General features: G+C 47.4%; 10 protein-coding genes. 7 read left to right on the top strand and 3 right to left on the bottom strand.

Going from position 1 to position 13,866, the window contains the following annotated elements; translation table 11 throughout:
- Nucleotides 1-14 precede the first annotated feature (14 nt).
- A complete protein-coding gene (locus AC27G9_RS06185; protein WP_487072162.1) occupies nucleotides 15-791 on the bottom strand; it encodes a TSUP family transporter in 777 nt (258 codons plus the stop codon).
- A gap of 260 nt (nucleotides 792-1,051) precedes the next feature.
- Here AC27G9_RS06185 and AC27G9_RS06180 point away from each other — a divergent pair, with 260 nt between their 5' ends.
- The 6 genes from AC27G9_RS06180 to AC27G9_RS06155 all read left to right on the top strand — a co-directional run bounded on the left by AC27G9_RS06180 (nucleotide 1,052) and on the right by AC27G9_RS06155 (nucleotide 6,702).
- The gene (locus AC27G9_RS06180; RefSeq protein WP_487072160.1) at nucleotides 1,052-1,801 is read left to right on the top strand and encodes a GntR family transcriptional regulator; all 750 of its coding nucleotides are present in this window, start codon (nucleotides 1,052-1,054) and stop codon (nucleotides 1,799-1,801) included.
- 263 nt (nucleotides 1,802-2,064) lie between these two features.
- Complete coding sequence (locus tag AC27G9_RS06175) at nucleotides 2,065-3,027, top strand: aldo/keto reductase (RefSeq protein ID WP_487072158.1); 963 nt, start codon at nucleotides 2,065-2,067, stop codon at nucleotides 3,025-3,027.
- A 9-nt stretch (nucleotides 3,028-3,036) separates the two neighbouring features.
- Nucleotides 3,037-4,026 (top strand): TauD/TfdA family dioxygenase, encoded by a 990-nt coding sequence (locus AC27G9_RS06170; protein ID WP_487072156.1) that lies wholly within the window; start codon nucleotides 3,037-3,039, stop codon nucleotides 4,024-4,026.
- Nucleotides 4,026-5,030, top strand: a complete 1,005-nt coding sequence (locus AC27G9_RS06165) for a YeiH family protein (RefSeq protein WP_487073625.1) — start codon at nucleotides 4,026-4,028, stop codon at nucleotides 5,028-5,030. Before AC27G9_RS06170 ends, AC27G9_RS06165 begins: the two co-directional genes overlap by 1 nt.
- A 6-nt stretch (nucleotides 5,031-5,036) precedes the next feature.
- Nucleotides 5,037-6,362 (top strand): sulfite oxidase, encoded by a 1,326-nt coding sequence (locus tag AC27G9_RS06160; protein WP_487072155.1) that lies wholly within the window; start codon nucleotides 5,037-5,039, stop codon nucleotides 6,360-6,362.
- Nucleotide 6,363: 1 nt separating this feature from the next.
- Nucleotides 6,364-6,702: a hypothetical protein gene (locus tag AC27G9_RS06155; RefSeq protein WP_487072153.1), complete on the top strand. Its 339-nt coding sequence runs from the start codon at nucleotides 6,364-6,366 to the stop codon at nucleotides 6,700-6,702.
- Between the two features lie 11 nt (nucleotides 6,703-6,713).
- Here AC27G9_RS06155 and lldD read toward each other — a convergent pair whose 3' ends face one another.
- Nucleotides 6,714-7,856, bottom strand: coding sequence for an FMN-dependent L-lactate dehydrogenase LldD (gene lldD, locus AC27G9_RS06150; protein ID WP_487072151.1), 1,143 nt, complete (start codon nucleotides 7,854-7,856; stop codon nucleotides 6,714-6,716).
- A 184-nt stretch (nucleotides 7,857-8,040) separates the two neighbouring features.
- Entirely contained in the window at nucleotides 8,041-11,841 is a 3,801-nt protein-coding gene (gene putA, locus AC27G9_RS06145) for a bifunctional proline dehydrogenase/L-glutamate gamma-semialdehyde dehydrogenase PutA (RefSeq protein WP_487072149.1), read from the bottom strand.
- 258 nt (nucleotides 11,842-12,099) lie between these two features.
- On the opposite strand from putA, the gene AC27G9_RS06140 reads away from it, so the two are divergent.
- Nucleotides 12,100-13,806 (top strand): TIGR03545 family protein, encoded by a 1,707-nt coding sequence (locus AC27G9_RS06140; protein WP_487072147.1) that lies wholly within the window; start codon nucleotides 12,100-12,102, stop codon nucleotides 13,804-13,806.
- Nucleotides 13,807-13,866 lie beyond the last annotated feature (60 nt).

The following is a 13,866-nucleotide window of genomic DNA, read 5'->3' as shown; positions in this document are numbered from 1 at the left end:
TAAAACGGGAATATTCATAGATTACTGAGATTCGTCAGGAGGATTGATACCCCAGACAAACACAGTAATCCGGCGGCCAATGGCCGAATAAAAGCAGGATTAACCCAATTGGCAATTTTTTGACCTACAGTCGTCATCATGACGACCAAAGGTACCGAAAATAGTATCATTATCCAGAATTCACGAGCAGGCCAAGTCCCGAAAAACGCGAGGGTAATTCGAAATAAAGCGGTAACGGAAAACACCGCCAATAACGTGCTGCGTATGGTCTGAATCGACCATGGTTGACGATAGCAATTAAAAACGACAGGGGGACCGAACGTAGAGAATAGGCCACCTAGCAGGCCGCCTAGTCCACCGGCGATAAGAAAAGAAAACGGTCTACTCGCTTGGGTCTTCTGTGTTTTGGTAAACCACATCATCAAGCAACATAAAATAATACAAATACCCAGCGTAATGTTAAGTATCGTCACTAGCCCTTGAGACATATACTCGAGTAAAGCAAAGCCAATTACCATGAAGGGAAAGCCAGTCATGAGCATGAGTTTCACGCTTGGCCAATTGACCGTCGTTAAATTGCGAGACACTATGCCTACCGAATTGACGAAGCCCAAAACACTGACAAACAGTGTGGTCATCGTCAATGGCATGAGGTCGAACAAGGTAAAACTCGCAACCACGATCAAACCGAAGCCAAATCCACTAAGCGATTGCATGACCACGGCAACGCACACGCACGCAAAAATACTCAACACACTTTCAGGTGTAATGACGACCAATCGACTCTCCACATTTTATCTTTCTTAGTCTTATACATGACTGAGCACATTTTAACCAACACTAAATATGTTATCAGATGAGATAGCCTGTTGGCTGGTCGATTTATTGACGTTGTTAGCGCTGGATCAAAGAAATACGCAGGTTTCACTCTTTGTATACTGTCAATGTGGGCCGTTTTTTGTTAAATAGATGTATAAAGTAAACGCCAACCAATCTTTGGTGACGCGTCATATAAAAGATAACGATTAGGTAGCAACGGCAAAATAATAATATGGAAGACTCTAAATTCGAAAATAAGCTAAGCGGCCCCAGCCTTGCTTTCCAACCGCTTTATAAACAAGTCGCCGAATATATTAAACAACTTATCGTCGAACGGCGCTGGACACCCGGCGAAATGCTACCTAATGAATTTCGCTTAGCCGAAGAATTCAATGTTAGTCAAGGCACCGTTCGCAAAGCGCTGACCATGCTAACCGATGCGAAAATTGTCACGCGCCGGCAAGGCGTTGGTACCTTTGTCTCCGAACATACTGGGCAACATGCATTGTTTCGCTTTTTCCCACTGCAAGCCGATGGCAAAGGCGCTGAACTTCCAAAAGCCGAGTTACTTAGCCATTCAACCGCAAATGCCCCTGCTGAAGTCGCAGTGGCACTTGAGCTCTCACCAAAAGATAAAGTACATGTGATCGAACGCCGCCGTATTTTAGACAATGAGTTTTGCTTGGTTGAGACTATCTTCTTACCTCAGCATTTCTTTCCTGGTTTTGGCGACAGCGGTGAGATACCTCACACCCTTTATCATTTTTATCAAACCAATTTTAACCAGACTGTTCACAAAACCCAGGACAGTATCAAAGCCATTCTCGCCACCGATAGCGATGCTAAATTATTGGCAGTAAAACCGGGTTCACCACTATTAGAGGTGACACGTATCACTGAATCTATTGAAGGCAAAAAGATAGAGTATCGTTCCAGCCGTTGTCGCAGCGATCACTATCATTATCAAGTCGAATTAGACTAGCGAATTTCTCCACGCCCTGTTCTTCCAAACAGGGCGTTTTTGTTTTACTTTTTCTCAGTTCTGCCCTTTTTCCATCCTTCGCATCAACCCACCCCATTGGCTAAATTAATGCACCCTCATCGACTATTCGTCGACTGATAGCCCATTGCATACCTTCTAACCCCCAACATTTGTTAACAGATTGTTGACACTGAAATTATAGTAGTTTAACTTATGTCTTATACAAGACTATAGTTAACTTACTTTCCGACAGGATATTCAACATGACGTCATTAAACTCAATTCCACCGGTAGGCTTCGGTTTATGGAAAGTGTCTCAAGACACCTGTGCAGACACCGTTTATGAAGCAATCAAAGCAGGTTATCGACACCTTGATAGCGCATGCGATTATGGAAATGAGAAACAGGTAGGTGAAGGTATTGCCCGTGCAATCAGCGATGGTTTGTGTACGCGTGACGACCTGTGGATTACGTCTAAACTTTGGAACACCTATCATGCTAAAGAGCACGTAGGTGCAGCATTGCAGCGTACACTAGACGACTTACAACTCGAATACCTCGACTTGTACCTAATCCACTTTCCCATTGCTCAAAAGTTTGTGCCGTTCGAAGAACGTTATCCTCCAGAGTGGTTTGCCGATCCTGATGCCGAAGAACCAAAAATGGAGCTCGCGAAAGTCCCGCTTCACGAAACGTGGGCGGCACTAGAAGCCCAAGTTGACGCTGGTAAAACCAAACGCATTGGTGTGTGTAACTTCACTTCGGGTTTAATGCATGATCTGCTGACCTATGCCCGAATCAAACCCGCTATGTTACAAATCGAATCACATCCTTACCTCACGCAGGAACGCCTAGTGCGTATGTGTGCTGAACAATCCATAGCGGTAACGGCTTTTTCTCCGTTAGGCGCACTGTCCTATCTTGAACTTGATATGGCATCGCAACAAGAATCTGTGCTGGAGCAAAGTGTTGTTACTGCTGCGGCAGAGCGATTAGGTAAGACACCAGCGCAAATCGTACTTCGCTGGGGTGTGCAACGCGGTACAGCAATTATTCCGAAAACAACGAAACCCGAAAGAATGCGCGAAAACCTCGCCATTTTCGATTTCGAACTTTCAGACGACGAAATGGCAGGCATCTCAGCGCTAAACATCAATCGCCGTTTCAATGATCCGGGCCACTTCTGTGAAGCTGCCTTCAACACTTTCTATCCGATTTACGACTAGGGGAAAATTATGCAGAATTCGACACTCAACTTTCAGTCTGCACCGGGCCAATTGGCTTTCGGTGACAGTGTTTTCCCAGCCATTGTCGCAAACGATGGTTCCGTTAAAACGGTGGAACAAGCGATACAATTTGTGCAAGACAATCTAACGGCATTAGAAGAAAAGCTCGCTGACAGTGGAGCCTTGCTATTTCGCGGTTTCCCTATCGAAGCCGCTGAGACGTTTGATGCATTTTCAGCGGGTTTTGGCTATCCAAACTTCACGTATCAAGAGTCGCTATCGAATGCCGTCAGGATCAATTTCACTGAGCGAGTATTTACTGCCAACGAAGCACCAAAGGACGTAGAAATTTATCTGCATCACGAGATGGCACAAACTCCTATTTCACCGAGCAAACTGTTTTTCTTCTGTGTTTCTGCTGCCGACGAAGGCGGAGCTACACCACTTTGTCGTTCAGATAAATTGTTTGAAAAGCTGAGAGAAGTTAACCCAACTTTAGCTGACGATTTCGCTGAAAAAGGATTGAAGTACACCACTTATATGCCGGCCGACAATGATGCGACGTCAGGTCAAGGCAGAAGCTGGAAAAGTACATTGAGTGTTGAGACGCTGGAAGAAGCCGAAGCTAAACTAGCAGACTTGGGCTATTCATGGGAATGGTTGGAAGATGGTTCACTCAAGGCCATTACTCCCGTACTTCCAGCAGTGTTGTCATTAGACAACGGCGTTGAGGTTTTTTACAACCAACTGATTGCCGCTTACATGGGCTGGAAAGGGGTTAGAGAAAATCCATCTCGTGCTATTACTTTCGGTGATGGCTCTGCGATTCCTGCTGAAGGCCTTGAGCAAGTCGTGGCACTTGCCGATGAATTTACCTTTGATCTGGCTTGGCAAGATGGCGACGTAGCGCTTGTAGATAACTACATGGCAATGCACGGTAGACGCCCTTTCACTGGTGACCGCAAACGCCAAGTATTGGTTGCTCTGGCGGCCGCATGATGCAACTTAGTGCTGTTAAACAACACTGCAAAGAGGTGTGGCCCGGTATAGGTATTACGGCGATTACCGGGATGGCAGCACTCTTTCTGAGCAACCATTACGGTGCACCAGCCATGCTATTTGCATTATTGCTCGGTATGGCTGTGTCCTTTTTGTACCATCAAGATACACCATGCAAAGCGGGAATCGAATTTGTGGCCTGCCACGTGCTCCGTACGGGCGTTGCCTTACTGGGGTTGCGTATTGCGTTTGGTGACCTGATCACACTTGGCTGGCAAACCGCGTTGATGCTAGCAGTTGCGATTGTTTCCACTATCTTAATTGGTGTGGGATTATCCAAGGCTATGGGCATGCAAAAGCGCTTTGGTGCCCTAACTGGTGGTGCCGTTGGTATTTGTGGTGCTTCTGCCGCATTGGCGATTTCAACAGTGCTACCCGACGGTAAAAACAAAGAGCGCGATACATTACTCACAGTGATTGGTGTCACGGCACTATCAACGATTGCGATGATCGCCTATCCCATTTTAGTGAAGCACTTAGGGATGGACGACACAGCAGCGAGTATCTTTTTAGGCGGTACAATCCATGATGTCGCTCAAGTCGTTGGCGCAGGATATTCAGTGTCTGAAACCACAGGTGATCTTGCCACGCTGACCAAACTGGTTCGCGTTGCCATGCTAATGCCTGTCGTGATCTGTATTATGCTGGTGATAAAGCGCTTCCATTCCGATGGTACGAGTGAAGGCAATGTGCCCTCTTTGCCTACGTTTTTAATCGCTTTTGTCGCATTAATGACGCTGAACAGTTTGGTGGATATTCCCGTTCTTATTTCAGATACCGCTAACGAACTCTCTCGGTTCTTTTTAGTCACGGCTATTACAGCAATTGGCATGAAATCGAATTTGGGTAAATTGGTTGATGTGGGCTTTAAACCCATACTCTTGATGATCATCGAAACTCTGTGGATTGCAGGGTTAATTCTGGGCTTTGTGATATACACGTGAGGCAACATGACAGATAAACCAAACAACACGCCGAATGCTGAAGGAATACACTCCCTTTATGCACAAGATCCAGTTGCCGCTGATGAGCAAGTTTTTGGGCGCACAAGTAACCCGGTAACACGTCGCGGTTTTCTCACTGGTTTGTCGACGATGACCGCTATTATCGGTGCGGATATTGTGTTTTCTCGCTTTATGCCATCAGGGTTGATTCCCGCCGCTTTGGCCGATACACAGAGTCAGTTTTCAATTCCTGGCAAAGACCCTGGCTTAGTTGTTCTCAACGATCGCCCCGTCAATGCAGAAACCCCAGCTCACTTACTGGATGAAGATATCACGTCGGCTTCCCGCCTATTTGTGAGAAATAACGGCATCGTTCCCGACAATATTGATGTTGCAAATTGGACGCTGACCATCACAGGGGAATCGGCAGAGCAAACCAAGACATATACGTTGGCAGAGCTAAAAGCTAAATTTCAACATCACACGTTGCAACTCACGCTAGAGTGCGGAGGCAATGGCCGCTCTGAGTTTAGTCCACCAGCAAAAGGCAATCAGTGGACAACAGGCGCTGTGGGTTGCCCGCAGTGGACAGGCGTGCGCTTAAAAGACGTATTACAAGATGTGGGTATCAAGCCTGATGCCGTCTATATTGGGTACTATGGCAAAGACCTACACCTGAGCAGGACGCCCGGCAAACCCGCCATTTCTCGTGGTGTTCCAATGGCCAAAGCGATGGAAGACGAAGCCTTAATCGCATGGGCAATCAATGGTGAAGACTTGCCTGTGATGAATGGTTATCCACTGCGTCTCGTATTTGGTGGTTGGCCTGCTTCAACATCGGGTAAATGGCTCGAAAAAATTGTGGTGCGCAATCAAATACACGACGGCCCAAAGATGGGCGGCCAAGCTTATCGCGTGCCTTGTGAAACCGTCGCACCCGGTAGCAAAGTGCCTGATGAGGACATGTGCATTATTGAGTCTATGCCAGTGAAGTCACTTGTCACGTTCCCGAAATCAGGTATTCGCACACCACTAAAAGACACCCTATCAGTGCGCGGCCACGCTTGGGCTGGAGATTTGAGTGTCAGCGAGGTTTACACCTCAATTGATTTTGGCCAAACATGGCAAAAAGCAACACTCAAGGCGCCGGCAAACCGTTTGGCATGGCAACACTGGTCCAATCAAATCACTTTCCCGCAAAAAGGGTATTACGAAGTGTGGGCAAGAGCGGTTGATTCTACAGGGAAATCGCAACCTATGGTGCTTCCGGGATGGAATCCCAAAGGCTACCTGAACAATGCGTGCCATCGCATCGCCGTAGAGGTAGTGTAATATGCGCCTTTTAGTCGCCGGTCTTCTACTCGTAACTGCTATATCTGAGGCACAAGAACTCAACCCAACCACTGGCCTTGTGAATGCCAGTGGTCACGATTTAGTTGCGGCCCACTGTAGCGCTTGTCATTCGACCAAATTGATCAGCCAAAACCGCATGAGCCGAGATACCTGGCTTGCGACTATTCGATGGATGCAGAAAACACAAAACTTGTGGCCGCTAGGTGACGCAGAAGCCCCAATTTTAGATTATCTTTCGACGCATTATGCGCCTGAAGAAACGGGCAGAAGAAAGCCTTTACCCGCTCATCTTATGCCACCAACCACTAAGGGTGAATAAAAAGGGCATTTTTAATTCGCACTGTATGCCAGCGATGCTCTGTCTAAGTCGTGAATATCGTTTACGCCAGTTAACGTTAAGGCAATACTTAGCTCATTTTTATACAAGCTCAATAGTGTCTCTACGCCTTGTTGCCCTTGTGCTGCAAGGGCATAAATGTAAGAACGTCCTAACATAGTGCAGTCAGCGCCTAGTGCCAGCAACTTCGCAACATCAAGACCAGAACGTATACCGGAGTCAGCAAAAATAGTGATATCACCGGTGACAGCGTCGGCGATATCCGGCAGCGCTCGAGCACTAGACATAACAGTGTCTAGCTGTCGCCCACCATGGTTAGAAACAACAATACCATCAGCGCCAAACGTTACAGCCGCTCTGGCATCATCTGGGTCTAAAATGCCTTTGATGACGATACTCCCATCCCAAAAGTCTCGAATCCACTCAAGATCGCGCCAACATATTGAAGGGTCAAAGTTATTCCCCAGCCATCCAATATAGTCTTCCAAATGAACCCGCTTTTGACGGTATGTGGATATGTTTCCCAAGTCGTGAGGCCGTCCCATCAGCCCAACCTCAAGTGCCCACCGTGGGTGCATTACAGCCTGAAGCATTCGCTTAGGCGCAGCAAACGGTCCAGACATGCCCGAGTGCTTATCGCGATAGCGCGCACCGGGCACGGGCATATCAACGGTAAACACAAGGGTTTTTACCCCGGCTGCTTTAGCACGCTCTAGTACGTTCTTCATGAATCCACGGTCTTTCAATACGTACAACTGAAACCACATTGGGCGATCGAGGGTGGGTACGACTTCTTCAATAGCACACACCGACACTGTCGACATAGTGAAAGGAATACCACAAGCTTGCGCGGCTTTGGCGGCTTGCACTTCTCCTCTTCTGGCGTACATCCCGGTCAATCCTACTGGCCCCAGCACCACAGGGATGCCTAACGTTTCGCCTAAGATAGTTTTACTCAAGTTGAGGTTCGACACATCGTTGAGCACGCGTTGTTTCAAACACAAGTTGCCAATATCTGCTTCGTTGCGCGCTAATGTGTGTTCTTCATTAGCACCACCGTCAATATAGTGGAATAGGAATGGTGGCAACTTAGCTTGTGCCGGTTTTCGAAAATCAGAGGGACCGGAGATAATCATAGTCGAGCGCTATCCATTGTATATAAAAGCGTAGGGAACAACTTACACACCACACCGTTTTGAATGAGTGTAAGGGGCCACGGCAACATTATTCAATAAGACCATTGTCGACTCACTGAGCCAGATCAATCCCGAGAGACAAAAAAGCCAGTCTTCTTGACTGGCTTTTTGTTACTAAGATAGTTTACTCATCATCTTCAACCATGGTCATCAAAGAGGTGTTTCCTCCTGACGCTGTGGTATCAATGCTGATGGTTTTCTCTGTTACCAATCGCATAATCATGTTGTCGTTATACTCGGCAGTGATCACTGGCAAAATCGCGCCGTCTCGCTGAGCGAGCATCGTCGTGATTTGCGCCGTTCTGTCGGTATTACTGTCAACGACAACACCGGCTAATTGTGCATGGGCCAATAGCGTGTCCAAGTGAGCCAAACGTGCAATTTGGAACACCGAACCATCGGCGCCTGTCGCAACAAACTTCTGCTTAAATGCCATTGCCTCTTCATAGAAAAGGTCAGAAACAACCGCAAGTACTACGTTACCCGCTGCCAGTGCTGTTACCACTGACATTGTCCAGTACTCGAAAGTAACGCCTTTGTCGGCGAAACACACCAGCGCACCACGTGGTTCATAGTACAAACAGTTAGATTCTCCCGTTGGCCCTGGCAATACAACCGGTTTACTGAGCTTGCGCTCAATAGACGTTAGTTGCGAGCGCGCAGTCGCCAATGTGCGATTGAGATCTTCGGCAAATTCCTCAACGATATCGACCGTTGCAATTTTTGCGAGCAACTGACGTACCACTGATATGCGGTCATTCAATGGCGTATGCCGCCACGTGTTTTCCACTGCAATGGCATTGGCCATCATACTGTTGGCTTCATCTGCCGCTTTCTCATTGCCGTAGAGCGGTGCATCTTCTTCTGCGTCTTGCACTCTCACGACTGAATCAGGGGTTGCCTTCTCTTTCATCAAACGGCTCAAATAGTTCGGACCACCTGCTTTTGGCCCGGTCCCCGATAGCCCGCGCCCACCAAACGGTTGTACACCAACGATCGCGCCAATCATGTTGCGATTAATGTAGACATTACCCGCTCGACTCAAGCTGGCGAGATAATTCGCACGTTCTTCGATTCGTGAGTGAATCCCCATCGTCAAACCAAAGCCTGTGCTGTTGACCTTTTCGATGACTTTCTCGATGTCTTTACCTTTAAAACGCACAATGTGCACAACGGGGCCAAACACCTCGCGTTTGAGCACGTCAATGTCTTTGATTTCATACAAGGTAGGCGGGAAGAAGGTTCCCTTACTGCAATCATGAGGCATACGGCATTGGTACAATACCGTGGCTTTGTCCTTCATGTCTTCAGCATGTTGTTGCAAACTGCTCAAAGCTTTTTGGTCAATCACTGGGCCAATGTCTGTATCCAAGTATGCCGGATTGCCCAACTGCAATTCAGCCATTGCCCCTTTAAGCATTTTAATCACGCCATCTGCAATGTCTTCTTGCAAGAACAAAACGCGGAGAGCGGAACAACGTTGCCCAGCACTTTGAAATCCAGAGTGAACGACATCATCGACGACTTGTTCAGGCAATGCAGTCGAATCGACAATCATGCAGTTTTGGCCGCCGGTTTCGGCAATCAGCGGTACCTGTTCTTTGCCTCGGCTGGCTAAAATCTGTGAAATCAAGGTGCCGGTTTGCGTTGAGCCTGTGAACATTACCGCTTGAATTCGCTCGTCGGGCAGTAATGTACTACCTACCTCTGCCCCCGGTGCCACAATGATTTGCAGTGCATCTTCTGGCAAGCCAACAGAACGCATAATTTCAACGGCACGAACCGCAATCATGCTAGTTTGCTCTGCCGGTTTTGCGATTACGGTGTTACCCGTTGCCAATGCAGCTACAACTTGGCCTAAGAAAATAGCCAATGGGAAGTTCCAAGGGCTGATACACAACACCACTCCCCTTGAAGTCAGGCGCTCATCTTCTGCCAGAGTTTGCGCACGTGCTGCATAGTAGCGACAAAAATCGACCGCTTCACGCACTTCATCGATACTGTCTTGGCTGACTTTACCCGCTTCGCGAATACACAACGTCAGCAGTTCGGGCATATGGCGTTCTAGCGCATCAGCTGTTCGTTCTAATACAGCAGCACGCTCTTGAACAGCGGTATTTGACCAAGAGGCATAACCACGGTCTACCGTTGTCAGCGCAGCTAGCATTTGCTCTGGCGTCGCGTACTCGTGACTACCAACTATGTCATCAAGGTCTGCCGGGTTTCTCACGGGTACAGCATTGTCAGTTAACGTTGCAGAATCGACTGAAAACGTATCTGCCCAACGGTCCATCTCTAGTTTCAAGGCTTGCAGATCATTGATATCGGTTAGGTCGAAACCTGCCGAGTTCACCCGCTCTGGCGCATACAAATCTTTCGGCAAAGTGATTTGCTGATTGGAGCGCACTTTCAAGCGCTGAGTTTTTTCCACGGGATCTTCCAGTAGAGATTCTACCGGTTTACTGTCATCAACAATGGCATTAACAAACGACGAGTTTGCGCCATTCTCAAGCAAGCGTCTTACGAGATAGGCCAGCAAGTCTTCGTGTTCACCAACAGGCGCGTAAATACGACACTGAATCTGCTCACCTTCGACAACTTGGTCATAGAGCGTATCACCCATACCGTGCAGGCATTGGAACTCAAACCCTTCTTTGTCATCACCCGCGAGCTCAATGATCACAGCTGCTGTGTAGGCATTGTGGGTCGCAAACTGAGGATACATGCTGTCGCGATACTCTAACAAACGGTTAGCACAAGCGTGATAAGACACGTCAGTTGACGACTTTCGGGTAAATACCGGAAATGAGTCAACCCCAGCTTGTTGCGTCAGTTTAATCTCGGTGTCCCAATATGCGCCTTTAACTAAACGCACCATCATAGGACGACCGACATCTACGGTCAGGTCACGCAACCACTCGATCACATGCAATGCGCGTTTTTGGTATGCTTGAACCGCTAAACCAAAACCAGTCCAGCCATCTAGGTCTTTATCTCTAAAGACGGCTTCAATGATATCCAAAGACAAATCTAAGCGGTCAGCTTCTTCGGCATCAACGGTTAGGCCAATATCGTACTGTTTGGCAAGTAAGCAAAGCTTTTTAAGCCGCGGTGGAATTTCTTCCAACACGCGTTCGCGCCCCAAAAACTCATATCTAGGATGAATGGCAGAAAGCTTTACGGAGATTCCCGGAGAGCGTTTCGGTCCGCGCCCTGCAGCCGCTTTGCCGATTACGCCAATGGCTGTGACATAAGATTCATAGTAGCGATCCGCGTCGTCCATCGTACGAGCACCCTCGCCTAACATATCGTATGAATATACGTAGCCCTTTTGTTCTTTCTGTTGTGCGCGGTCGACAGCGGCTTCGATGGTTTCACCCATAACGAATTGGCGACCCATGACTTTCATGGCGATATTCATCGCTCGACGAATAACCGGCTCGCCCAATCGGCCTAATGTTTTCTTCAGCAGGCCGAATTGTTCACTTTTACGTTCATCGGCATAGTTGACCATGTTACCTGTAAACAACAATCCCCAAGCAGATGCATTGACAAATAAGGATTCGGAATTCCCCAAATGCGGTGCCCACTGGCCTCTTGATAGCTTGTCACGAATAAGTTCATCTTGGTTGGCTTTGTCTGGCACGCGAAGCAGTGCCTCAGCCAAACACATCAACACAACACCTTCCGATGTTGACAGAGAAAACTCGTTTAAAAGTGCATCAACACCACCGTGACCATCTTGGTCTCGGCGAATCTGTAATACCATTCTTCTCGCACGATCCCACGCTCGACTTCGAGCGCCCGGATTTACTTCGGCTAATGGCAAAATACTGTTAATCGCATCAGATTCATTAATGCGGTAAAAGTCACGAATGCGTTGACGCAACGGGTGGGTACTGTAACTGTCGTTTTTAATTAACATTGCTAACCTTACTATGACGAGCTGCCAAATTAAAAAACACTTTAATAACAAAGTGTTAATTGATTCTTGTATTCCTACAACACGCGCACTTAGGCGTTATTCTTATAATTTAGCGCAACCATACAGCCAAAATGCAGCCGACACCAGTCGGATCATTCAAAACCAGAACGAAAAACTGTCAACCAATCCGTGCATTTATTCCTTGAGACTGCCACACTGTTTCCCATAAAATTTGCCAAACACTGAATGGAGTGAAACATGGAAAATCGCAAAGGGTTGCAAAAGCGCTATATATTATTGGCAATCATCCTCGTGCCAGTCGTTTTATACTGGTTATTTGCCAATGCCATCATCAAGTCTTTTCTCGAAAAACAACTCAGCCAAAGCCACGGCGCTGAGGTCAATATTGGTAGCCTAGATCACGGCCTTTTTCCGGCCAAAATCATGTTGTCAGACATTCAAATGACAGATCCGGCCAAGCCAACTCACAATAAAGTGACTGTGGTAGAAGCCAAAGCCGACGTCGACGTTATGGCACTGCTATCCAACCAGGTTCTCGTTGACGAACTGTCTATCGTTGATATTGCCTTTGATCAGGTTCGTCAATCTGAAGGATTTGTATTAGCGCAACCTGAAAGTAACTTTAATTTTAATCAGTGGTTAGAGCAGCAATCGGAATCAGCACCGAGTGTGGATGATGTATTGGCAAAATCGCCGCTGAAAACGACGGCAGCTATCGCTGACGCCAAAGCCACCTACGATAAATATGGCTCTGGATTGAAAGACGACTACGACGCTCTGCCCAACAAGGACAAGATGGCGTATTACAAGCAAGAGGTCGAGTCGTTAAAAAACACCGATTATAAAAATCCTCAGGCGCTGTTAGAGGCGAAGGAAAAACTATCTAAGCTCAAAGAGGAAATGCTGGCAGATAAGGAAAACATTGCTGCCTTCTCTGAAAAAGCGAAGTCAGCCAGTGCAGAACTTTCACAAAGCGTTGAAGCCCTGAAAACTGCTCCTGCCCAAGATTACGATTTACTCAAAGGGCTAGTCGCGGGGGATCAGCAAGCGATTGAAACCGTCACTTTATCTGTGTTCGGTGAACAAGCGGCGGCTTACACTCAATACATTACTGCTGCAGTGCAAATGGTAGGCCCAATGCTTGGCGGTGAATCGGTAGAAAGCGCGCCAGACGATAGTGCTAAAGATCCAATGCAATTGTTGATCAGAAAAGCCAATGTGTCGCTTAACTGGCAGGGCGAGCGCGTCGAGAGCAAATGGGAAAATATCACCAATGCCCATACGATTTTTGGTAACCCAACGACCTTTATGTTCAAAGGTGCTGGCGAAAAGCTCGCTAATTTCACATCCAATGGCCAGTTGTGGATTGACGAGAGCGGACTGGATGCAGAACAAACTTGGGAATTGCTTGGTGCTGGGTTAGAGAACCTTGCACTCTCAGATACCGACAGATTCAGTGCTACCATTTCCAGCGCATTGCTCAACACTCTTGGCAATGTCAAAGTGGTTGATAACCAATTGTCAGGTTCCAGTGAAATCGATCTGACGTCTCTTGCGATGCAAGCGGCAGGCAACGACAAACTTACGTCGATTATCGCTGATACCTTGTCAGGCTTAAGTGAGCTGGACATGGTGGTCGACTTAGACGGCACGATAACGGCACCGGGCTTTAAGTTGTCGTCCGATTTGGATAGCAAAATAGCACAAGCGGCTGTTGGTCAATTAGGGCAAGAACAGCAAGCAAGACTCAACGAACTTCAGCAAAAGCTCAACGGTATGGCATCGGAGCAATTAGGCGCAAATGGCAGCCAACTTGCCGATATTAACGGCCTAATCGGTGCAGCGAATAGTGACAGTGGGCAATTGGATGAGCTGCTCAACGCGCAGTTAACTAACCTTGTTGAGCAACAAAAAGACAAATTGCTGAAAAAACTGTTTAACTAGTTGAGCAAAAAACTCGTTTGAGCGCTGATATTTAACTCGCTTGCAACGGGATTATTACTG

The organism is Alteromonas sp. 5NS40-0096 (assembly GCF_057544385.1).
This window is presented reverse-complemented; position numbering and strand designations above follow the sequence as displayed.